We start from the raw sequence: 23,272 nt of genomic DNA on the forward strand, positions 1-23,272 counted from the left end.
CTCTGGGGGCTCTACCACCTCTGGGGGCTCTACCACCTCTGGGGGCTGTACCACCTCTGGGGGCTGTACCACCTCTGGGGGCTGTACCACCTCTGGTGGCTCAATCACCTCTGGTGGCTCAATCACCTCTGGTGGCTCAATCACCTCTGGCGGCTCTATCACCTCTGGGGGCTGTACCTCCTCAGGCTGAACGACTTCCGGCTCAATCACTACGGGCTGTGCCACCTCAGGTTGACTAGGCTTCAACTCAATAACGGCTGATGAACCTGCATTATTACCCTGTTGGCCATTTGAAACAGACTCATCGCCCCCACTATTTGAAGAACCATCTGAACCCAATCCCTCTTCACTAGCTGGCTCTTCGTCAGATACAGGCTCTTCAACTACAACCACAGTTTCAGGCTCAATAACTTCTTGAGGTGGTGAAGTAGAGTTTGTGATTTGCTCTGAGGACTCTCCTCCGCCACAACCGGTTAACAGAATTGAAGATAACAAGATAGACAATAAGTTACCGCTATTTTTATGTACATAACTGTATATAAAGCGTGATGCATTGTGTTCTTTCATTTTCAGATCTCAACCAATTTAGTTCTTGCACTTAACTCAATTAGTTAAAATTAAAACGGAAAATTTATATCCGATAAATATGAAGGTCCATACGCTAGTATTAGCTGACTGTAACCGCCAATTTCAAATTAATAAGCGGTAAATTGAGCTAACGAGCCAAGACAGTATGAATTTAGATACACCAGTATTTTGAAAGGAATATTTCATCTCAAAATCTACAAGTACAATAAGTTCTGATAAATAGAATACCCTCCAATTTTGTTAGGATTAAACTGTGATGAAAATGTTATTATTTAAAGATGTAAATGGCTGTATTCTAGACTTGCCAGCTGTTGAGGAATTAATGTATATTAATAATCTACTTTACATCTTTTTAGGTTTTGTTCTTCGCCCCAAATTATTAAACATAGGGGCTGCAAATGACTAGCAACCAACCTGTACGGAATATCATACACATCAAAGGGAGTCGCCGTTCGTCTAGTCTTCTTTCAAAGGTAATTAACTTTAAAAAAGGCAATCCGAACGTTTATACAATGAGTGATAAAACGCAGATTATAGATAAAATTGAAAGCCTCGCAATAAATCAAGGTCATAAAATTGCAATTGAGACTGAATCAAAAAAACTGTCCTATAAAGATTACTTTAATGCTGCTTTAGCACTAAGTTCTCACCTAAAATCTCTTGGACTAGGGGCAGAGGACAACGTTGTTGTTTTTTTAGCTCCCTCAGAACACATTCCAATAGCTCTACTGTCAATATTAATGACCGGAGCAGTTTATATCCCAATAGACACATCTTGGCCAAAAGCGCGTATAGACGCAATATTTGAAGAGGTGGCCCCTAAAGTAATATTGACGCAAGAAAGTTTGCAATATGACTTCCGTGCATTAAAACACTGTGAAATAGTTAATCTTGATACACACCAGAAAATATCTGATAACAATAACTTTTATAAAACTAGTTGCGCAAAATTAACAGACACCGCAGTTATATTCTACACATCAGGCTCTACAGGAATGCCGAAGGGTGTCAAGCTCAGCTATAAAAACATCCAAAGTTTTATGGAAAGCGCATCTGAAACTTATCGATTTGAAAAGTCTGATGTTCATCTATCGATTGCAAAATACTCATTTAGCATTAGCCTTTTCGACCTTTTACTGCCTTTTTATTGTGGAGGAAGTTTAAAGCTAGAAGCTAGAGAAAAACTATTAAACCCAGGTACTTTAGCAAAGCTTGTTAGTGAATCCAGTTGCTTTCATATGGGCCCTGCCCTTTTAGAGTCACTAGTACGACATTCTGAAGATAGTAATTGTAATTATACTAACATCAGGCATATATCTAGTGGCGGAGATATGATCCCCTCCTCATTGCTTGAACGGAGCAAAGCAATATTTCCTAATGCAGAAATCTGGGTGATTTATGGCTGCACCGAAGTTGCCTGTATGGGAACTACTTGGCAAGTTGACAGAGGGGCTGTTACGAATACTACATTCGTAGGCACTACATTTAAACATTCAGATGTAATTCTACTTGATGAAAGCTTACATTCAGTAGAACAAGAGGTATTGGGCGAGGTATACATTTCTGGCGATGGCGTAACCCCTGGTTATTTAAACCGAGATGAACTTAATAAAACAAAATTTGTTGATTTTGATAAAAGGCGTTACTACGCAACCGGTGACTATGGCATTGTCAATTCAAACGGTAATCTTCAACTTAAAGGCAGAAAAGATTTTCAGATAAAAATAAACGGTGTCAGAATTGAAACTGAAGAAATAGAATATTGGTTAAATCAAATAGATGGTATCGAACAAAGTATTGTTATTGGAGCCAGAGATATTAAAGGAGTTCTGAAAATAGTCTCTTTTGTTCTAAGAAACTCAAATTCAGACAACCCAAGTGAAATATTGATAAAGCAACAATTGACCACTGCATTACCTGAATACATGGTCCCTAACAAGGTTTACTTTATCGATTCTCTCCCCCTGAATACAAATGGCAAACTCGATAGAAATGCATTGATATCCACAGCTGAAGAAAATTTATCAGAAAACCGTTCAGGTATCGATAATAACGACAAAATAGCTAAACGACTTTTGGATATATGGTTTTATGCAGGTGCTTCTGGAATAGTTCTCGATGATAGTAACTTTTTTGATTTAGGTGGTGATAGCCTTGGCGCTGTTCAACTATTCCATACCATGAATGCTGACTTCAACCTAAATTGCGATTTTGAATTTATATATGCACACCCAACATTTTCAGAACAATTAAAAGCTATAAAGAATGGTTCTGTTGATGATGACTCTAAACCCAAAAGCATAATTGTACATTTAGATAATAAACCATCGAGCACAAAAACAAAGATTTTTGTTACTCCAGGAATGGATGGGCACATAGTATCTTTTCATAATTTTGGAAATATGTTTTCTGATGACATTTCAGCTTATGGTTTTTTATACCCAAACTTTGAAAATGAAGAGTATAAAACGATTACCTCTGTGTGTGACAAGCTAATTAAAGAGCTTTTAGAAGTTCAAAAAGACGGCCCATATTATTTATGTGGTCACTCATCGGGGGGGATAATCAGCTTGGAAATTGCTCGTACTTTAAAAGCAATGGGAAAGCAGGCATACCTAATACTAATCGAAGCAAGAATCTTTGAAAAAGCTCCAAGAAAACCATTGAAAGACGTTCTGAAGCTATACATAAAACACAAGCCACGACTCTATTTAGAGAAGCTCTTTAATTCTCAAGCAAAGCACTACGTGGGCAACCCTTTAGACTCTAATAATAGAGCTAAGCTTAAAGACTCATTGAAGTTACCTAAATTAAAAGGGGCTTTTACTATTAGCAAAACGCAACTAGAACACTATAGCCTTAAGCCATGCGACGTAGACTCAATATTAATAAAAGGAACTAAAACGATTTGGTGGGATGGACTTAGAACCTGGCCATCAGATTATGGCCTAGGTGAATTTGTTAACCTTATATCGACGAGTCACTCTAGCGGAGATCATGTAAGTATTGCTATGGACAAAGCAAACCATGCTGAACTAGCTACGATAATAGAAAATGAAATGTCTAGATTTGGTGAATAAATCAAAAGTTGTACAGTACCGTAAAAGAAAGTATGGCGAAGCAATATAAAAGTTTATATACTTCGCTTCTTTTTATATCGTTCCATATATATGTATTATTAGGGTTCGATATCAAACTCCCTCTCAAAATTTATGGCATTTAACTTGTATACAAAACCTTTAAGTCATCTAAATTATGGCTATGTTTTCACTCAAACAAAAACACTCCATATAAAGGAGGCACAAAAATGAGAAATTCGAATTTTTTTCAAGATCTAAAAGCGTCTCATGAGGGGTTACTTTCATTAGGATTTTGGGCGTTACAATTTTATCGTTTTGGTCACCTACGATATAAGTTTAAAACCAAAATTATTAGATACCCTCTAGCGATAGTACACATAATTTTGTTTAAATTTAGCGAGGTATTTTTTGGTATCACAATTGGTGTCTCAGCTAAAATCGGAAAACGATTAATCATCGAACACTCAGGTTGCATAGTTATTCATGGCAATGCTGAACTAGGAGATGATTGTATTATTCGACAAGGTGTAACAATTGGAAATCGTAAAATGGATGCGCCTTTTGAGGCTCCGCAAATAGGTAACCGAGTAAATATTGGTGCCGGGGCAAAAATTCTTGGAGGTGTTATTATTGGTGATGATGCTCAAATCGGTGCTAATGCGGTTGTAATCAAAGATGTACCTGCGAGGGCCATTGCAGTTGGTGTTCCTGCTCAAATTCGATTACCTAAACAAAACCCATCCTCAATGGACACGTCTAATGAATAATCAATCAATTCAAGAAGAAAAAAAGTGTGTAGTATCAATAATAATAAAAGCACTTAATGAAGAAAAGAAAATTTCTATTGCATTAGAAAGCGCACTAAAGGCTATTGAAAAAATAGGCGGAGAAGTAATACTAGCAGATTCAATGTCGACCGATAACACTATTCAAATAGCGCAACGTTACCCGATAAAAATAGTACAATTATCTAATGCTAATGAACGCTGCTGTGGTATTGGGCCTCAACTTGGATATCAATACTCTCAAGGTGAGTTCGTTTATATATTGGATGGTGATATGCAAATGCTCGAAACATTTTTACCCAAAGCACTTGAATTTATCCAGAAAAAACCTGAGGTAGCGGGTGTAGGCGGAAAGGTAATCGAAATGAATACCGAGAGTTTAGAGTTTCAAGCTCGAGTTGAACGAGCGGCTGAACACATGTACGAAGGGCAAGTTGATCGACTTGCTATGGGAGGCCTTTACCGTAAAAAAGCAGTGGATAGCGTAGGTCATTTTTCCGATCGAAACCTGCATAGCTATGAAGAGCTAGACTTAGCAGTGAGACTCAGAGCAAAAAATTGGCAACTACATCGTATAGATGAAGATGCCGTAAGGCATTGGGGTCATGACGCACCTCCTTACCAGTTATTGTTAAAGCGATGGACCTCAGGCTATATTAAAGGAGTTGGCGAAATTCTTAGAGCCTCTGTTGGAAAATCTCACTTCAAATTATTGCTAAAGGACGTAACTGAATTGCGCCTATACGGCGCGGTGATCTTATGGTGGTTCTCCCTTATTAGCATCACATTTCTGAACATTTCCATACTATCAAAGAGTACGATAGCAATTGCCATTCTCGCAATTCCTTTGTTATTAATTACAATCAAAAAGAAAAGCTTAATTAAAGGAATCTATTCTGTGGTGTCTTGGAACGTTAATACACTTGGATTAATAAGAGGCTTTTTTGCAAACAGAAATAACTCAGATACTATTGATTCTATTGAAATACCAACAAAAACAGTCTAAAAGAAGATTGAATTAAATATTCGGGTTGTTTCGTTCATTACTTGTAACCCGAATATGAGTTCTACCTAATGACTTTATTAGTGAAAGTTATTTTTAGCAATTAAGGGCTTTGATATATCTTTGACTACGCGTTTAGCTTTAACCTCTCACAATAATCTTAAGACCTTCAAGTAAGTGAGGAGCTCTTCCATTAACGTTATGGCAGTCTGAGGCAATAGTACTTACATGTCCATGTACTAAAAATTTTTCAGCCATGACTCTTACGCCATGAGCAACCTTTTCAGTTAAACTACTTGCTGTTACTTGCAGGTAGCATCCTAAATCAATAAAGGCTTGAAGCTTAATTGCATTTCGTAAAAAGCTTTGGTTTCGCTCAGGGTGGACAATAATGAGCATTATATTTCGTTGGTTCACCCACCGAACTAAGTGGTCACTTCCATTGGGTATCACTATGCGAGGAAATTAAAGCAAAAATAGTTTTTTATTTTAATATTCTCCAAACCAAGGAGTTTCATTTTCTTGAACTAAAGATATTAGTCGACACCAATCCTTACTGCAGCAGCTAAAAGTAATTTAATAAAAAGACCTTGTGAAGCAACCACATCTCTAAATCGTAAAAACTATCTGCTAGAGCTTGTTTAGAATTGTTACACCACCAGCGGGAATATGGGGTGTCAATACTTGTTTAACACCCTCCTGGTCAATGGTAATTCTTAACATCTCAATCGCTTCTTGTTGACGCCGAGCTCCATCATCAACACTAGGGAGAATATGACTGTGAATATCTATCATTTTAACTAGACCTAAAGCTAATTAGCAGACCATTAAAATAGTGTATACATAGTGAAATACAAATTTAGGTCTTGATATAGGTTGACACTAAAAACAAAACATCCAAGAAACAGTACATACTCTCAGCAAACTAAGATTTAAGCCCCCTTACTATTACCGTAATATTCACCAGAGTGATAATGGTCACCATAGAAACTCATTTTTTGAGGTTCTGCAACAGTCAAAACCGCACCAATTACATTAGCATTTAACTTAGTCAAACGACTAACAGCTTCTTTGGAAACTCTAATTTTAGTATCTTCTGCTCTCACAGCCATAATCACGCCATCTACATGATTGGCAATAACACAAGCATCACTTACAGGTAAAGTAGGAGGCCCATCTAGAATAATATGATCAAATTCAAATTGAAGAGTTTTCAACAAGTCAGAAAAACGCTGGGAAGATAGAAGGCCAATTGGATCATGAGGTATATGCCCACATGGCAGTACACTAAACCCTTTAACTGCAGAAGTTTTAACAATACACTCATCAAAAGTTTTTGCATCACTTAAAATATCAGTTAACCCAATATTGCTTCTTATATTTAAGTTTTTCGCAACACTTGGTTTTCGCAAATCCACTTCTAATAGTAATGTTTTACCTAACTGGCTATATGCTGCAGCAAGATTCATAGCTAACGTTGACTTTCCCTCAGAGCTATTTGCAGAACTAATTAAAATTGTCTTAGGTGGCCTTTCAATATCCGAAAATTGTAAACTCGTTCGAATAGTATTAACACACTCAGCAAACACAGTTTCAGTATCTTTGGAGTACTCCATTTCTGGTATCCCATGGGCATCTTTTTTCTTAAGAGCCATAGTGATTCCAAGTGACGGAATATTAAGGTTTTCTTCTAGAGATTCTGGAGTGTGAAATGTTTTATTCAACATTTCACGAAGTAGCGCAATACACACACCAAGAATTACACCTAAAAAGGTAGCAAATAGAATAATAATTTTTACATTAGGGCTTATTGGTCTTTTAGGGACTGATGCATAATCAATAACTTGAATATTTGAAGCTGTATAATCACCTTTAATATTAGCTTCCATTAAACGCTCATTAAATGATTCATAAATTCTAAGCTTATTTTCAACATCTCGTTCAAGTGCTGTTAAAGTATAGTTAGAGCCTTGAAGAGACTGAATACCTGATTTTTCCTGCTGTAGTAATGTCGATATATTTTTTACTTGTAGCTTTGCCAATTCATAGTCGCTTTCTATAGCGCCTACAACTTTTTGAACCTCCGAAGCCAAACTAGCTTTTACGCTTTTAAGCTCGCTTCTTGCAGAAATCATTTTAGGATGTTTCTCTTTATATCGTTCAAACAATTCATTCGCTCTGCTTTGTAAGCGAGACTCTTCAGTCACCAACTGTCTAATCGTGAGGTTTTGTTGAATTGGTCCCAGTGTCAAAAACTCATTAGAGTCAGAATTAATTTTTTGAACTTGAAGGTACAACTCTTCAGCAGAGCTTAACTGAGTTTGAGCACTAATTAATTGGTCGCTTAACGTCTGAACTCTTGAGTTAGAATCTTGTTGTTGTAGGTTTGAATCTACTACACCTTGTTGGATTCTAAATTCTCTTAACTTGTTTTCTGCTTTAGTTAATTGATCTTTTAACTCTGCAGACTGTTTACTTAACCAAGTTTCTGTATCTTTAACGTCACTTAAACGAGCCTCTAGACCAAATTGAATATAAGACTGTGCTAAGGTGTTAATAATATCTGCGGCTAGTTTAGGGTTTTCTGATTGATAACTAACATTAATTATTTGAGTTTGCTCTCCGCCGCTCACAAATAAGTTGGAGCGAAGCTCTAATGCCAATAAACCTCTAATTTCTGCATCTGTTAAAGGTTTAGTGTCAGCAGCGCTTTTCCCCAAAACTTTTGTTTTGATTTTTTGCAAAAACGTTTTTTCTTCTGCTAACTTTTTGGCTTGCTCTCTTTTATACCTATCAACGAGTTCTAACTTGTCAACTACCGACTCTGCTATGGTTCTTGATTGAATAATTTCATATTGAGTTTGATAAAACAAAGGGATCATAGCAAAACTAACCGGTGCTGTTTCAAAGGTTGCATTTGGTTGTTGAGGATCAGCTAATATTTTAGATGCAGCTTGGTAAACCGGTGTTGCTGTGCGTGCAATTAAAACACCAACCAATAAACACACTAGGGTTATTAATAGAATTCCCCACTTTGCTCTTTTTATCGTAATCCAATATTGAGCTAAATCGACTATATCTTCTGAATCTGATGTGTTTGCCATATTACGTTCTTGAAATGCCATTTTCTAATACCTCTTAATCCACTTCCAACTAGAAGAAACTTTCATCGACAGTGATTACATCACCGGGTTTAACTTGCTCTTGTAACGTCACTTTTACACGCTCAGAACCATCTTCGTTCAATAAAAAAACATTACTTTTGGAGGCTCTATCAGTGAACCCGCCAGCAATTGTCACAGCAATCTGCACAGTCATATTAGTTCTGTAAGCATAGCTTCCTGGGTTTCGCACTTCACCATTTATATAAAAAGGTCTGTACTCATCTATCGTTACTGTAAGGCTAGGCTTTTTAAGGTAGTCAGCTCCAAATAGAGCAGTAAGTAGTACCTCAACCTCATTAACAGTCTTCCCTTTAACTTGTACTGGCCCTAACAAAGGTACAGAAACACTGCCATCATCAGTAATTTTTGCTGATGTAACGTTAAGATCAGGTTCATCAAAAACATTTATTGATATTACGTCATCTGTTGATAACAAATAAGATTGGGTTCCTTGCGCTACTGCATAAGTACACTGCAAAAACACCAAACTTATTAGAAAATTATATATGTACTTCATTTTTACTCCTTGAAACGAATGACTACTAATCTAATTAAAAGACGCTAACACACCAACACTGACTATGTTGGCATTGTAATTATAAAACTCTATTAGTGAGCTCCTTTTATCAACTTTATATTCCAAATATAGATTCAACCAATTCTTTGATTGAAAGCTTAATTTCGCCGTTAAGTCGTTTCGCGTATCTTCACGCCTTACAGCGGAGTCGAAATCATAATTTGAATGTATGTAACCAACAAAAATCTTAGTTTTATATGTCAATTCATGAGAAGCACTGATTGAAAACTGATTATTAATATAACCGCCTGCTAACAACTCAGCACTTTCTCTGGCATCTCGAATTGCAGCCCCCTGTATTAGCGTATATGTGCTTGGCCGCCACTTTAAATCAAATGAATAGGATAACCCTGATAAATCTGAAAGGTTATTGTTATCATAATCAACATTTAGATAACCCACCTTAAGTGAGGTTGACGTAGCTGCACTTGGTGACCAGTCAACTCCTATCAAAGATCGAGTTTGGAAACTGGTTAAATCTATTAAGTCAGTATTTTCGTAACTTAAATCACTAATACTTGCTTCAAACAAGAAACGGGTATTAGCCCCTATTTTATAAAAAAAGTTACCTGACAGTAAATCTCTGACATAACTACGAAACTCTTGTCCATTATTTCTATAATCAAAGTTACTGTGGGCATATTGCATAACTATTTGCCCAGAGCTTTGTGATGTACCGTACATCAAGCTTGCAAATAGGTCTGAAACAGCAAACTGATTGTACTCTAAGACTTGTGTAGTTATCGAATTGTTAGAGCCAGGAGTTTCGATTTGGTCTCTGTACCTCATAGTAAACTCAGTACTCAATTTATTGGTATGATCAAGTTCTGCACTAACTAACACATCATGTTCTGCATAATTTAAATTTGTATTATCATTAAACGCTGCATAACCACCTACATAATGAAACCTTATTGCCTGCTTGCCGTAAGCACCTAGATATTCTAAGGTAGGTTTTATAGACAATATGTTGTCGTTTACCTCTGAGGTAGTGCGGTAGATATTACTATTGTGACTAACTTTCAACTCAGCCTCTGAACTAAAGCCAAGCTCTTGTGAAAAAACCGCATTTGACCCAGACAACATGCAAAGACAAATACATATATTCTTTTTACTCAATGAAAGATTCAATACAATAACTCCTTAAACCAATCCCATATCCCTAGAGAAAAGTTTTGAAACAAATTAATTCCCAAAGCAGATTTCACTAGATACAACGCAAGCAAACCTAACACAATAGACACAAACACTAGCATTGTAGTAAAAATCAATAAACTAAGACTTAATAGGGCTTTCTCATTACGAGATAGCTCTCTATAGTTACGCCCCATTAAAAAACGTAATAAATTCTATTTCTGAAAAATGGAATAAAAAAAAGTACCTCTAACATCTACGTTGTGCTTTGCCCATTTTCGAGAACCCAAAGCGACTTTTAAATGTAAGAGCTGCTTGTCTGTGAAACTGTCAACAATATTTAACGGCATTCTACTTAAAAACTCCTGCATCGAAGGCTCTTGCTTTACATCATTATTTTCTTTATCCAACGTGATATTTTCACCATTCATTTGCAATATAATAGTATTAAGTCCTCCATTGCTCTAAAGCAAGCTAGAAAATATACTTTTCTATAATTTGTTGATAAAACACGTGTGTAAATAGCTTTTACTCTGGATATCATCGTAGAAATATTTTCAGGTTTTCTCAGCCTTTGTAAAAATATACACGTCTAAGTAAATAGTATGTAATACAGGTGTTTAATTTCTATTTTATTTAAACAGTAGAACTATAATCTAGAACCTGAAAGCTACTTTACCATGGTCTTTAAGGTATTTTCACTCTTTATAATTTTATCTTTTACGCGTTAATGGCTATTTATGCGACCAAGTTCTTATAATACTAATAATTGTAAGAAATTAAGACATTATTTTTTACAAACTTGCTAAGCGACCTGTTAAGTAGTGCATACCTTACCGAGATATTTCTGAACAATAACGTTTGCTGAAATATGAATTTCTATCGTGATATGAATTTAAAAATAGATTTCACATTGATATTGACGTTTTTGATTCATCAGATAGGTACGTTAACTCTTCAGAGAAATGACATGAAAACAGGGCTCCTCTACCAACAGAACTGTTTATATGTAATTTTGAGTTGTGATGAGACAATACATGTTTCACTATGGATAGGCCTAACCCAGAGCCGCCTGTCTTACGTGATCTTGCTTTATCAACCCGATAAAAACGTTCTGTTAGCCTATCAATATGTTCTGCAGAAATGCCATCACCATTATCTTTCACACTGAAGGTAGCTTTGGCCCCTTCTAAGCGCCATTTCAACTCTATTACACCACCGTTTGGCGTATAATTAATGGCATTAAATATTAAATTTGAAAAGGCACTTCGTAACTCAGTTTCAATTCCATACAAATATAAAATAGGAGAAATATCAAAGAAAATTTTATGCCCCCGATCTCTATTTAAGGCATCTGCCTCTACTTGAATCTGCCATAACATTTGAGGCACATTAACCAACTTGTCAAAAGCTCGTTCTGTGCTCGCTTCAATTCTTGATAAAACCAGTAACTCTTCAATTAAACTTTGCATTCGTAAAGATTGAGCCCGCATTTCTAAAATTGCTTTTTTCATCATTGGGGCAGGCATTTCACCTTCTTCAGGTAACATTTCTAAATACCCATTGATTACGGTAAGCGGCGTTTTTAATTCATGGGATACATTTGCTACAAAATCTTTACGCATATTCTCTATTTGCGTGAGTCTAGTGACGTCTCTTACGAGCAACATTAGATGATCATCTTCATAAGCCACGCCTCTAAATTCGAGCACTTTATTCGGATTAATGGGAGACGTAATTTCGATTGGGTATTCAAACCGCTTGGCTTCATAAAATACATCGAATTTGGGATCAGTAATAATGTCACTCAATAATTTCCCCATATCATCTGGATATCTAAGCCCTAGTTCAATTCGTGCCAACCTGTTGCACCAGGTTATGCAACCTATCTTATCTACCACTACAGCCGCATCAGGCAAAGCTTCAGAACCTTGGCGAAAACGACGAACAATTTCACCTAATGTTTTTCGCTTTTTTCGATTCTTTAAATTAGAGTTATATATTCCTTCGTAAATATGAGCCCATATTCCACGAGACGTAGGTGGAGACATCTTCTTACTATGCCATAACCAATAGTCTAAGCGGTATAAGCGAACATAACTCCAACCAAGTAACATTAAAGCCCCTATGAGAGATACAAATAACACTTGCTCTAAAAAATACCCAAGAGAGACCACTATCGTAATATATACAATAAACTTAAGCGTACTTTGTAGCCAAGGGGGCGGCTTAAACATAATAGTTACTAATCCTTATTTCTAACCTAAATTTACAGCCTTGAAATTAACGCAAACTGGGGCTCGTTCTCTTATTAAAGCTTGCTTGAAAAACGATACCCTGCGCCTCTCACTGTTTGAATCATATTGTCATGTTCAAAGCTAGATAAAGCTTTACGAAGCCTTCTTATATGCACGTCTACTGTTCTGTCTTCAACATACACATTTGTCCCCCAAACATTATCTAACAATTGCTCTCTGCTATACACTCGTTCTGCATGCGTCATGAAAAAGTGCAACAATTTAAATTCAGTTGGTCCCATTTCGATTGGTATATCATTTGAAGTAACACGATGTGAAACTGGGTCAAGTTTTAAGCCTTGAAAATCAATCGCATCTTCACTAGATGTTGGAGTTACCCTCCTAATAACCGCTTTAACACGTGCGACAAGCTCTTTAGGGGAGAAAGGCTTAGTAACATAATCATCGGCCCCTGCATCTAAGCCTCTTATTTTATCCTCCTCTTCACCTCTAGCAGTCAACATTATTATTGGAATGTCTCTAACATATTCATGCTGCTTAAGTTTTTTAGCAAGCTGGACACCTGTCCCACCGGGTAACATCCAATCTAATAGAATTAGATCTGGATAAGGTTCAATAATTTTCTCTAATGCGACATCATAATCTTCAGCTTCTATTGCTTCATAACCCGACTGTTCAAGTACAAACTTCAACATTTCTCTGATTGGAGCTTCATCCTCTACTAATAAAATACGTTTTGCCATTCTAGAGTTTCCTTAATACATCGAAGACAGACACGATTATTCATACTTTTTGTGACACTTTTATTAAGGTTAGTATTTAAGTTTGTATAAAGTGTAATAGGAAAATACAAAAATAAGATCTGCTTTACAATTACATCAGGTTATTGGACTGCTTGTTTATTCTTTTAATTCCGCATATTCTTTATTTGCCAAAAGATTTTAAGGAATAAAAATTTAAATGACTAGTGCCAAGCAAGGTTTATCCAAAAAGCTCTTAACAAGAGTTTTATCAGTGTATTTTGTATTAACCTTGATAGTAACCGCAGGGCAAGTCTTTACTGAATACCTAAATGCCAAAAGTCATATTGAAAGCGAGCTTCAAACCCTTAAAAATACATTTAGTACGAGCCTAACTCGGGCAATATGGGAGTTAAATACACCACAAGCTAAGTCAATAGCCGTAGGCTTAATGGAATTACCGATTATTGAAGGAGTTCAAATAAGAGATGAAAACGGAAACTATATATCTAACCTAGGGCGAACCTCAGAACTGAGTCATGAGTCGATTACTAAAGGGGTAGTGAGAGACCATTCTGGTGGAACATTTGGTTATAGTTTTCCACTTATTTTTGAATTTTCGGGTAGAACCTCTTTAGTAGGTGATGTCACCTTATATTCAAGTTCAGATATTATTTTTGGCCGTATTGAAGTAGGTATATTTTTTCTGCTTGGCAACGCCATAGTAAAAACAGCATTTCTGGTCTTTTTGTTCATGAGTGCATTTCGCACAATGTTAACTAGCCCATTAAATGAATTGACCCAACAGATCACTGATTTTAACTTGAATGATCCTAACTCATCCAAACTTGATTTAAGTATTAATGAAGATAATGAATTAAAAGTATTAGAGTCCTCCTATAACAAATTAATCGATGAAATTATAGATTATCAATCCAAGTTAGCAGGAACACAAAACGAACTACAGCAAGCCAACAGACGATTAGACGATCAAAATATTTCTCTCGAAGAAGATGTGGCCAAAAAGACTGCAACCTTAAGTAAAATAATGCTCGACCTCGAACAACAAAAAGATGAATTGTTAGTCAACCAACGAGAACTAAGACAAGAAAACGAGAATAGGCAATTTATTGAAGACGAACTTCGTAAACGAAATTCGGAACTTGCCACCTCAATGGAAACAATTCAACTTGCAAAAGATCAGCTAGTTGAGTCTGCAAAAATGGCGTCATTAGGAGGCTTAGTGGCAGGTATAGCTCACGATGTAAATACCCCACTCGGTGTTGGTGTGACAGCCACTAGCTTCTTACAAGATAGAGTTGATAAATTAAAAGTGGCCTACGAAGACAAAAAACTGACTGGAAGCACCATGTCATCTTTTTTATCTGAAGCACAACAAACCATTACTCTACTAACAAATAATTTAAATAGAGCATCTGATCTAATTTCAAGTTTTAAACAAGTAGCAGTAGATCAAACAAGTGAAGCTGAAAGAGAAATTAACGTCAGTGAATACTTGATTGAAATTGTGCAATCTTTGGCCCCTAGTATTAAGAAAACACAACATATTATTGATGTCCATTGCCCAGATGATCTAACAATAAAATGTGCCCCTGGAGTACTCGCACAAATACTCACTAATATGATTATGAACTCGCTAATTCATGGTTTTGACAATAAGCCTAAAGGTTCAATTGCTATAGATATTAGCCAGCAAGATAACAGTCTACTAATCAATTATTCTGATGATGGTAAAGGCCTAGATAGAATAACATTGGAACAGCATTTTGATGCATTTTTTACTACGAAGCGGAGTGAAGGTGGTAGTGGATTGGGGACTCATATTATGTACAACTTAGTCACTCAAACTTTGAAGGGAAAAATTCAAGCATCTAGTGAATTGGGAGAAGGTCTACATTACAAAATATCTATTCCAATGTAATCTCTTTCTGACGAGTTAATCATTCTGAAAACAGCCTCCAACCATGGCGAATAGGTCAAATTTCTGTTAGTCTCTATGCCCTTTTTTTACTTACATCTGATTCTTAGATGTTTAATCAAATAGCGGTTACTATATGTGGTTTAAAAACCTAAAGCTTTACGCAATAACACTAGATATGGACTTTCAAGAGCAGGACATTGAAGACAAGTTAGGTGAGTTTAAATTTCGGCCATGTGGCAGTCAAGAGTTAGCGACTATGGGGTGGGCTTCTCCTTTTAATCAGGGAGAAAGTTTACTTCACGCTGCCGCAGGTAGAATCTGGTTAACCTTAAAAAAGCAGGAGCGAATTTTACCTGCTGCGGTTGTAAATGCAGAATTAGCAGATAAAGTGGCATTAGTTGAGACTGAAACTGGTTCGCCTGTTGGCAAAAAAGCTCAACAAGATATGAAGCAAGAAATTATCCATCGCTTACTTCCTCAGGCTTTTACAAAAAATAGTTTCACACATGGGTTTGTATCCATGGCTGAAAATTTAGTCGTTGTAGATGCATCATCAGATGGCAAAGCTGAAGCATTTTTAGCAATGTTACGCAAAGCTTTAGGCTCTCTACCTGTTATGCCTCTAGCGAGACAATCAGTTCAAGCAGAGCTCACCTCATGGCTTAGTGACGATAAAGCACCGAGCGATATAAATGTACTTGAAGAAGCAGAATTAAAAGCCCTAGAAGAAGATGGCGCAATAGTTCGTTGTAAAAATCAAGATTTATACAGTACTGAAATTGCTCAGCATTTAGAAGCAGGAAAATTGGTCCAAAAAATAGCCATTGAATGGGATGAAACCTTTAGTGCTATAATTCAAGAAGACTTAAGCATTAAACGACTGAAGTTCAGCGATGTGGTCCGAGAACAAAATGATGACATCCCTAAAGATCAAATGTTAGCTAGAATGGATGCGAACTTTGCTCTAATGTCAGGAGAAATAGTTCGTTTTACAAATAGGTTAAAAGAGATTTTCCCCTTAAATGAGGATGGATAATCGGCCTTTTAAAATAGGTGCAGAATAGAATGATAGTCTGCACCTACTTCCATAACAGTTACTCAAAAATGAGCTTAGCGCTAGCCTTGTATTCTTCAAAGTCATCGGTCAATAAATCAGATAAATCACTTATTACGCCCTTTTCTATCGCCGCTTTAAATGCAACTTCCTTACTTTCTTCAAACTTACCACAAAAAGCTGCACCTAAACGCACAATATCTAAGTATGAGATCCCATCAGACTGAACTGACATATTGCCCCAAGACTCAGCTACTTCTATAAATTCAGGCTCAAACCCCCACTCTTTCATTATGCTGGCACCAATTCGCCCTGATAATTTGTTTCTAGCAACTTCTAAAAACGTCGGGTTAGCAAATACCTCAGTATGACGCTCAGCTTCCGTCAGTATGGGCAATACACCAATATTGTGCACTAAAGCAGCTAACATTACAGAGTCAATATTTAAAGTTCGATTTTTAGTTTGCTTTACATGAACTTGCAATACAGCTAAAGAGTTGGCGACGACTTCCATTGTAGTGTCCCATACAGCTTCCATATGTTCTTTGACAATTGGATTCTTCGACACAAAAAGCTGTTCCATGGCGAGAGCTGTTGAAATATTTTTAATTTGACGTAAACCAATACGAGTAACAGCTTGTTGTGTTGAAGTAACTTTTACCGCTCGACCCAAATAAGCACTATTTGATATTTTAATCATACGGGCGCTTAACGACGGATCTTGAGCAATTACATCCGCCATAGCATTAAGGTTGATTTCAGGATCATCTGCAGCTCGCCTTACTTTTAAAGCTATTGCAGGTAAAGTTGGAAGCACCAAAGTATCATTATTAATTTTATCAGCCAATATAGTTAGTAAAGCATTTTCTGTAGCCATATATTTTCCTTTATTACACGTTAAGTGTGTCAACGAATACTCAGCAACCTACCCAATAATAAGTCGCCTTTTTATCTGCAGACTGTTACTACAATTAAACAGCTTAACTAGCAGTATAATTATGTTAAACATTTACATATTCAAGCTCTCAAATGCTAGCATATTTTTTATAGCTATCTAGCTGTGATACACACTTTAAGAGCTAAAAATTAGTTATATTTAAGATAAAACGATCCAAATCAATATTAAAAGTGATAAAACAGGGTGAAAAAGTGAAAAATCTTTCAAAATCAGATATTTCTATTGTCACAATTGCAATTATTTCAAGCTTATTTTTGGGGTGTATTTATAAAGTAAAACAATGAGAAGCCGTCAAAAACGACATCAATACTTTAGTTTCCGAACAAGCACAACGTCTAAGGCTAGAGGTTTTAGTCGCGTAAACTATTACCCATTAGATCATTGAAATATAGACATTCCATTTTTACCCAAGTTAAATGAGTAATGAAGACTAAGAAGCTACTGATATCCCTGTAGATATCCACGTCAAACAGGGTATTAAAGTATTAGGGCTTTAGTGCATTACTTGAAATAAAAAATAGCAGCTTTTAGCTGCTATTTTATCACACTTCAAACTTACCCAGCTTTAAGCTTTTCTTGATAAGGTGGCCACCCTAATGATTTACCAGCTAATACATGTAAATGGATATGGTATACAGTTTGCCCACCCTGCTCGTTACAATTCATTACTGCACGATACCCACTTTCTGCAACTCCTTTCTGCTTGGCGATAAGAGCCGCTACCCAGTATAGATGTCCAACTAGGGATTTATCTTCTAGTTCAATATCGTTGATAGTCGGTATCGGCTTTTTAGGAATAACTAAAAAATGAATAGGAGCTTGTGGATTAATATCACTAAATGCAAGAGCAAGATCATCTTCATAAAGGATCTCAGCTGGAATTTCTTTATTAACAATTTTAGTGAAAATAGTTTCAGACATATTATTTCTCGATTACAAAAGTACAAATAACAGTAAGGCAATGCCTAAAATCAACCGATAGATGACAAACGGCAACATACCAATCTTAGAAATCCAGGCTAAAAATAAATAAATACAAGCATAGGCACTGACAAATGAAAACCCTGCACCAAAAAGTAGTGCCTGCCAGTCTACAGCACCAGGAGCTTGAACGAGATCTAGACTTGCTAGTAATCCAGCCCCCAATATGACTGGAATAGATAATAAGAAGGAAAATCGAGCAGCACTTTCACGATCTAAACCAATCATTAGACCTGCAGTCATCGTAATCCCGGAGCGAGAAGTGCCAGGAATAATAGCAATAGCTTGAGCGATGCCTATAAAAATAGCATTTTTCCAAGTGATGCCATTGACTGTTTTAATTTGCTTTGCCTTACTATCTGCGTACCAAAGCAAAAGACCGAAGCCAATTGTTGTACAAGCAATAACTAATGCAGAACGACCATATACTTCTATAAAATCTTTAAAAGCAAACCCAAACAGTACAGCGGGAATAGTGCCAATAATTACCCACCAAGCCAAGCGACTATCGTTAGTTTGATTTTTGCCTAAACCATTACGCAACCATGCATTAGCTAACCGCCAGATGTCTGCACGAAAATAAATCATCACAGCAAGTAAACTACCTACATGTACAGCTACATCATAAGCTAGGCCTTGATCATTCCACCCTAATACTTCTGAAGGTAAAATTAAATGAGCAGAACTAGAAATAGGTAAAAACTCAGTTAATCCCTGAATAATTGCCAAGATAATAATTTCAAAAATAGTCATATACTATTTGGACTCCATTCAAAGTTAATGGCCCACAACCGCTGTAGGCTTTTATCATAATCATGCCATAGTTCGGCATAAGGTTTGTTTACAATAGGGTGCAAAACATCTGCTGCAATTTCAGCCAATGGCTTTAATACAAACGCATTATACAATACCTCAGGACGAGGTAATTCAATAGGTTGTTCTAAAACAAGATTGTCGTAAAGTAATAAATCTAAGTCGAGAGTTCTCGGAGAGAATTTTTGCTCGCTACGCTTGCGACCATGGTCTTTTTCAATACTTTTTAAAACACGGCACACCTCGTTTACAGGTAAAGACGTCTCTGTTTTGACCACTAAGTTATAGAAGTTACTGCCTTCAAATCCCACAGACTCGCTTTCATACACAGCTGACATTATAAGTTCACCGAAATTATCAAATAAGCTATCGAGCCCAGCCTTAGTATTGCTTTCCTTGTCAACGTTACTTCCGATACTGATAAAAATATCATGAATATCTTTTACATGACTATTCAACGGATTTGCTCTCTTGAAAACTCTACCGCAACATTTTTAGCTTTGGGTAAAATATCGGGTTTACTCAACTTAAGTTGCACTTTTTTCAAAGCTGGAAATGTAATCAATAACCAATCAACCATATTGCTGGCAAAGGCCTCTATAAGTTTGTATTCGCTTCTTGATGCAAATTCACTAAGCCCTTGAGCAACTAAAGCGTAATTAAGTGTAAAGCTAACGTCATCGGTGTTGGCTGCTTTAGATAAATCAACATGTAAGACTACATCGACAATAAGCCTTTGCTGATATTCCCTTTCCCAATCGTACACACCTATAAGCGATAAGACCTCAAGCCCTTCGATATGAATTTTATCCATTGATGATCCGCGCTGTATTTTTTGGAAGATTGTTATATTCTTCACTGATTGTAACTTATTTAATTAATACAAGTACATGACAGCGTTAACAATATTAATGTTTGCTTCAGCTTATCTATTAGGATCGATTTCTAGTGCGATTTTAGTGTGCCAATTATTTGGATTAGCAGACCCAAGAGAAACAGGCTCTGGTAATCCTGGGGCGACTAATGTGCTGAGAATTGGAGGGAAGCTTCCCGCTAGTTTAGTCTTGATACTTGATATTTTAAAAGGCACGATACCAGTCTATGCCAGCTACCATCTAGAAATAGAGCCAATTTATCTTGCATTTGTAGCGGTATTTGCCTGCTTAGGTCATATGCTACCACTATTCTTTCATTTCTCGGGAGGTAAAGCAGTTGCTACAGCCTTCGGAGCTATATTGCCATTAGGTTTAGAGTTAGCGGCACTGCTAATTTTAACCTGGGGCCTGGTGATTTATTTAACTAAATATTCATCTTTAGCTGCAATAGTGTCGGTTTGCATAGCGCCATTCTTGACAATGTTAATCAAACCAGAGTTTGCTATTCCTGTTGGTATTTTAAGTGCATTGATTGTGTTTCGTCACAAAGACAATATTGTAAGATTAATGCGAGGACACGAAAGTAAAATAACTCTCAAAAACCTATCAAGATAATAAGCCTTTGATTAGTATCAACTCGCCCACTCCTAATGCCAGAGCATTCTGTTAATCTTACATTGTCCATAAATTTTGGTTTTTCCTATCTGAAAAATATTCATGAGGCTCCCAAAAAGGAGGAACTAAGGTTTCTATATCATCGACTTTAAATGAATAAGACAGTGTTTTCATAATCGTTTTTAAGCGAGTACTATCTATTTTTGAAAGTTTATTTCGAGCTATATTAAAATGTAAATTACAATCCTTTTTAACACTCGTGGTCGCTCCAAAAGTAATGTAAGTTAAATTTCGGGTTACAACCTTGCATATAGGCTCATCAGGGTTTTGAGGGTTTAAACGGGTGACAACGGCATATTCATAATTGTCTAATTCTACACCTTGTAAATTTTTAGGAATTAACGTCACACCATAACCTTGGGGGAAGTGTCCAACAATACTGATAAATGCATCTGCAGCTTTCTGATTCACTGTACTGTTGACTGCTAACTGTGCAATTATTTTAGATGCTTTTGGTAAGTCTTTTTTTATGAAGTCGCGCTTTGTAGATAAAACTACTGATGTATAGACCTGAGGTATTTTAACGATGTCTCCAATACCAATCGCTGGATTTACAATATCTTTTAAAAAACCTATTTGAAACTTTAAGCGCATCTTTTCAATATTATCAAATTGGCTCTTTGCTACTTTAGACCCTCCTTGATATTTTTGACACCCTAACCCATTTAAGGCGTAATCAATTGCGTGTTGATAACCCAACTTCAACATCAGATCACGCTCTTCAGCCTGTAATGGGCGAAATTCATCTAGACTACCACCTCCTTTCATGATGGCAATGACATCTGGGTGCTGAAAACCAACATCCTGAAACAACGCAACTAGCATGATGGGTAACAACACACTTCGAAAGTAAGGGTTATCTAGACGATTATTCTTTTCATACCGTGTTTCAGCGTCATAAGCCTCAACAATATATGAACTCTTAATACTGCCATCTTCTACTAACTTGTCTAACAGGCGCAAACTTAGAATAGTTTTATATGCTGGTTTTAAACGTTGATGTAGCTCAGATAACTTTTTACCTCTTCCAGGTGAAAGTAAAAGTATAGTCCCAAGAAATTTGGCACTCTTTAGTTGCGTACCTTCGAAATTGTGGCTCTCAGTAATATCAAGTAACTTAAGGCACACATCAACAGCACAACTCAACCGAAGTAAGCGCTCACATTCACGATCAGCATTTATCCTGTTTAAACGCTGCTTTAGAATGCTAATACTTGCAATAGCCCTAGCCTTCTCTTTACCTTTAACGGTTACTAATTGGTCTTCTTTTTGCTCAATCCGCTCTTCTAACTCCGCAACTAAGTTCTTGTGCTCACCGATAGTTGCAAAATACAGTGCAGCTTGTTGATAAAGAGAATTTGCTTGCTTATTTACTGAATATATCTGTCGATTTAAATCAATCACAGACTCTGGATAGCTAATACGACTTCCTAGCGACACAATCCCCCCTCAGGTTTACTATTAAATTGACACTCTAGATTGTAAAATTAGGACTTATGAAGCAGCCTATCTAGACTTTGGAGGATGAAATTCAACCACGTTTAATGCAGTGGTAATAACCTTTACACTTAATTATATCTTTGCAAGCTCTTCTAACGACCAACGAGGCCTAGCCTTAGTTGACAACCCTTCAAATTCACCAGACTTGAGTCGTTGCAAACCTGCATAAGCAATCATGGCACCATTATCCGTACAAAACTCCAACCTAGGATAAAAGACCTCACCCTTGATGTTGTTCATCATAATCGCTAATTGCTCTCGTAATTGGGTATTAGCGCTAACGCCACCAGCAATAACCAGACGTTTGATACCGGTTTGTTTTAACGCCCTTTTGCATTTAATAGCGAGAGTATCTACCACTGCTTCTTGAAACGCATAGGCAATATTTGCTTTAGCTTGATCAGAGCCGTCTGAATCCCGAATAGTGTTCGCAGTGAAGGTTTTCAACCCGCTGAAACTGAAATCTAAACCGGGCTTAGTCGTCATTGGCCGAGGAAATGAATAATGCCCTGATTCACCTTTATCAGCTAATTTAGCTAATAGTGGCCCTCCAGGGTAGTCCAAACCTAATAGCTTTGCTGTTTTATCAAATGCTTCACCAGCGGCATCATCCACTGACTCACCTAAAACTTGGTAACCTCCAATGCCTTCAACCTTAACCATCATAGAGTGCCCACCAGAGACCAACAAGGCTATAAAAGGATACTCAGGTATAGGTTCATCTAACATGGGAGCTAGCAAATGCCCTTCCATATGATGAACCCCTACAGCCGGTACCCCCCAAGCATAAGCTAAGCTGCGCGCAACTGAAGAGCCCACTAATAATGCACCTATCAACCCAGGTCCATTTGTAAACGCAATGCCGTCCAGATCTTCATTTGTACAATCAGCTTCTTTTAATGCCTGCTTGATTAATGGCACTAATTTTCGTACATGATCTCTAGAAGCTAATTCAGGAACAACACCTCCATAATCAGCATGTAACTTTACTTGGCTGTATAATTGATGGGACAACAAGCCTTGGTGCTCATCATAGATAGCCACACCAGTCTCATCACAAGAAGTTTCGATTCCTAAAACGCGCATATTTTCTAGTTAAGTAACGTATAATTTGCAGGCATTTTACTGATTGCAGCCAAAAGCGC

At 36.9% G+C, this 23,272-nt stretch carries 21 protein-coding genes; 6 read left to right on the plus strand and 15 right to left on the minus strand.

The window, feature by feature from the left end; all coding sequences use genetic code 11:
- On the minus strand, positions 1-567 hold a 567-nt coding region (locus ABJD71_RS08915), incomplete at its 3' end, for a hypothetical protein (protein ID WP_348167668.1).
- A gap of 419 nt (positions 568-986) precedes the next feature.
- Between ABJD71_RS08915 and ABJD71_RS08920 the strand changes: the two genes are divergently transcribed.
- The 3 genes from ABJD71_RS08920 (at position 987) to ABJD71_RS08930 (ending at position 5,459) form a co-directional block, all read left to right on the plus strand.
- Positions 987-3,668 (plus strand): AMP-binding protein, encoded by a 2,682-nt coding sequence (locus ABJD71_RS08920; protein WP_348167671.1) that lies wholly within the window; start codon positions 987-989, stop codon positions 3,666-3,668.
- 227 nt (positions 3,669-3,895) lie between these two features.
- Positions 3,896-4,435 (plus strand): serine O-acetyltransferase, encoded by a 540-nt coding sequence (locus ABJD71_RS08925; protein WP_348167674.1) that lies wholly within the window; start codon positions 3,896-3,898, stop codon positions 4,433-4,435.
- Positions 4,428-5,459, plus strand: coding sequence for a glycosyltransferase (locus ABJD71_RS08930; protein ID WP_348167677.1), 1,032 nt, complete (start codon positions 4,428-4,430; stop codon positions 5,457-5,459). Before ABJD71_RS08925 ends, ABJD71_RS08930 begins: the two co-directional genes overlap by 8 nt.
- Before the next feature lie 138 nt (positions 5,460-5,597).
- Here ABJD71_RS08930 and ABJD71_RS08935 read toward each other — a convergent pair whose 3' ends face one another.
- The 7 genes from ABJD71_RS08935 to phoB all read right to left on the minus strand — a co-directional run bounded on the left by ABJD71_RS08935 (position 5,598) and on the right by phoB (position 13,332).
- Positions 5,598-5,909 (minus strand): CpsB/CapC family capsule biosynthesis tyrosine phosphatase, encoded by a 312-nt coding sequence (locus ABJD71_RS08935; RefSeq protein WP_348167680.1) that lies wholly within the window; start codon positions 5,907-5,909, stop codon positions 5,598-5,600.
- Positions 5,910-6,086: 177 nt separating this feature from the next.
- Positions 6,087-6,251: a CpsB/CapC family capsule biosynthesis tyrosine phosphatase gene (locus tag ABJD71_RS08940; RefSeq protein WP_348167684.1), complete on the minus strand. Its 165-nt coding sequence runs from the start codon at positions 6,249-6,251 to the stop codon at positions 6,087-6,089.
- Between the two features lie 137 nt (positions 6,252-6,388).
- On the minus strand, positions 6,389-8,581 hold the full coding sequence (locus tag ABJD71_RS08945; protein WP_348167687.1) for a polysaccharide biosynthesis tyrosine autokinase: 2,193 nt from the start codon (positions 8,579-8,581) through the stop codon (positions 6,389-6,391).
- Positions 8,582-8,609: 28 nt separating this feature from the next.
- On the minus strand, positions 8,610-9,137 hold the full coding sequence (locus ABJD71_RS08950) for a polysaccharide biosynthesis/export family protein (protein ID WP_348167690.1): 528 nt from the start codon (positions 9,135-9,137) through the stop codon (positions 8,610-8,612).
- A 30-nt stretch (positions 9,138-9,167) separates the two neighbouring features.
- A complete protein-coding gene (locus ABJD71_RS08955) occupies positions 9,168-10,328 on the minus strand; it encodes an outer membrane beta-barrel protein (protein WP_348167693.1) in 1,161 nt (386 codons plus the stop codon).
- A 911-nt stretch (positions 10,329-11,239) separates the two neighbouring features.
- Positions 11,240-12,568 (minus strand): phosphate regulon sensor histidine kinase PhoR, encoded by a 1,329-nt coding sequence (gene phoR, locus ABJD71_RS08960; protein WP_348167696.1) that lies wholly within the window; start codon positions 12,566-12,568, stop codon positions 11,240-11,242.
- Positions 12,569-12,642: 74 nt separating this feature from the next.
- Positions 12,643-13,332: a phosphate regulon transcriptional regulator PhoB gene (gene phoB, locus ABJD71_RS08965; protein WP_348167699.1), complete on the minus strand. Its 690-nt coding sequence runs from the start codon at positions 13,330-13,332 to the stop codon at positions 12,643-12,645.
- A gap of 217 nt (positions 13,333-13,549) precedes the next feature.
- On the opposite strand from phoB, the gene ABJD71_RS08970 reads away from it, so the two are divergent.
- Both ABJD71_RS08970 and rdgC read left to right on the plus strand, forming a co-directional pair.
- A complete protein-coding gene (locus ABJD71_RS08970) occupies positions 13,550-15,271 on the plus strand; it encodes an ATP-binding protein (RefSeq protein WP_348167702.1) in 1,722 nt (573 codons plus the stop codon).
- A 133-nt stretch (positions 15,272-15,404) separates the two neighbouring features.
- Positions 15,405-16,307: a recombination-associated protein RdgC gene (rdgC, locus tag ABJD71_RS08975; RefSeq protein WP_348167705.1), complete on the plus strand. Its 903-nt coding sequence runs from the start codon at positions 15,405-15,407 to the stop codon at positions 16,305-16,307.
- Positions 16,308-16,365: 58 nt separating this feature from the next.
- Here the strand turns inward: rdgC and ABJD71_RS08980 are convergent, their stop codons facing one another.
- The 5 genes from ABJD71_RS08980 to folB all read right to left on the minus strand — a co-directional run bounded on the left by ABJD71_RS08980 (position 16,366) and on the right by folB (position 19,891).
- Positions 16,366-17,202: an HDOD domain-containing protein gene (locus ABJD71_RS08980; RefSeq protein ID WP_348167708.1), complete on the minus strand. Its 837-nt coding sequence runs from the start codon at positions 17,200-17,202 to the stop codon at positions 16,366-16,368.
- 636 nt (positions 17,203-17,838) lie between these two features.
- Positions 17,839-18,204 carry a histidine triad nucleotide-binding protein gene (locus ABJD71_RS08985; RefSeq protein ID WP_348167711.1) on the minus strand — a complete coding sequence of 122 codons (366 nt, stop codon included), beginning with the start codon at positions 18,202-18,204 and terminating at the stop codon, positions 17,839-17,841.
- A 12-nt stretch (positions 18,205-18,216) separates the two neighbouring features.
- Positions 18,217-19,017, minus strand: coding sequence for an undecaprenyl-diphosphate phosphatase (locus ABJD71_RS08990; RefSeq protein WP_348167714.1), 801 nt, complete (start codon positions 19,015-19,017; stop codon positions 18,217-18,219).
- Positions 19,014-19,514, minus strand: coding sequence for a 2-amino-4-hydroxy-6-hydroxymethyldihydropteridine diphosphokinase (gene folK / locus ABJD71_RS08995; RefSeq protein WP_348168095.1), 501 nt, complete (start codon positions 19,512-19,514; stop codon positions 19,014-19,016). The genes ABJD71_RS08990 and folK overlap by 4 nt, the downstream gene beginning before the upstream one ends.
- A gap of 17 nt (positions 19,515-19,531) precedes the next feature.
- Complete coding sequence (gene folB / locus ABJD71_RS09000; protein WP_348167717.1) at positions 19,532-19,891, minus strand: dihydroneopterin aldolase; 360 nt, start codon at positions 19,889-19,891, stop codon at positions 19,532-19,534.
- Positions 19,892-19,967: 76 nt separating this feature from the next.
- On the opposite strand from folB, the gene plsY reads away from it, so the two are divergent.
- Positions 19,968-20,567 (plus strand): glycerol-3-phosphate 1-O-acyltransferase PlsY, encoded by a 600-nt coding sequence (gene plsY / locus ABJD71_RS09005; RefSeq protein WP_348167720.1) that lies wholly within the window; start codon positions 19,968-19,970, stop codon positions 20,565-20,567.
- 57 nt (positions 20,568-20,624) lie between these two features.
- Here plsY and ABJD71_RS09010 read toward each other — a convergent pair whose 3' ends face one another.
- Both ABJD71_RS09010 and tsaD read right to left on the minus strand, forming a co-directional pair.
- A complete protein-coding gene (locus ABJD71_RS09010) occupies positions 20,625-22,067 on the minus strand; it encodes a hypothetical protein (protein WP_348167723.1) in 1,443 nt (480 codons plus the stop codon).
- A gap of 132 nt (positions 22,068-22,199) precedes the next feature.
- Positions 22,200-23,213, minus strand: coding sequence for a tRNA (adenosine(37)-N6)-threonylcarbamoyltransferase complex transferase subunit TsaD (gene tsaD / locus ABJD71_RS09015; protein ID WP_348167726.1), 1,014 nt, complete (start codon positions 23,211-23,213; stop codon positions 22,200-22,202).
- Positions 23,214-23,272 lie beyond the last annotated feature (59 nt).

This window comes from Paraglaciecola sp. (genome assembly GCF_039943935.1).
Taxonomy (GTDB): Bacteria; Pseudomonadota; Gammaproteobacteria; order Enterobacterales; family Alteromonadaceae; genus Paraglaciecola.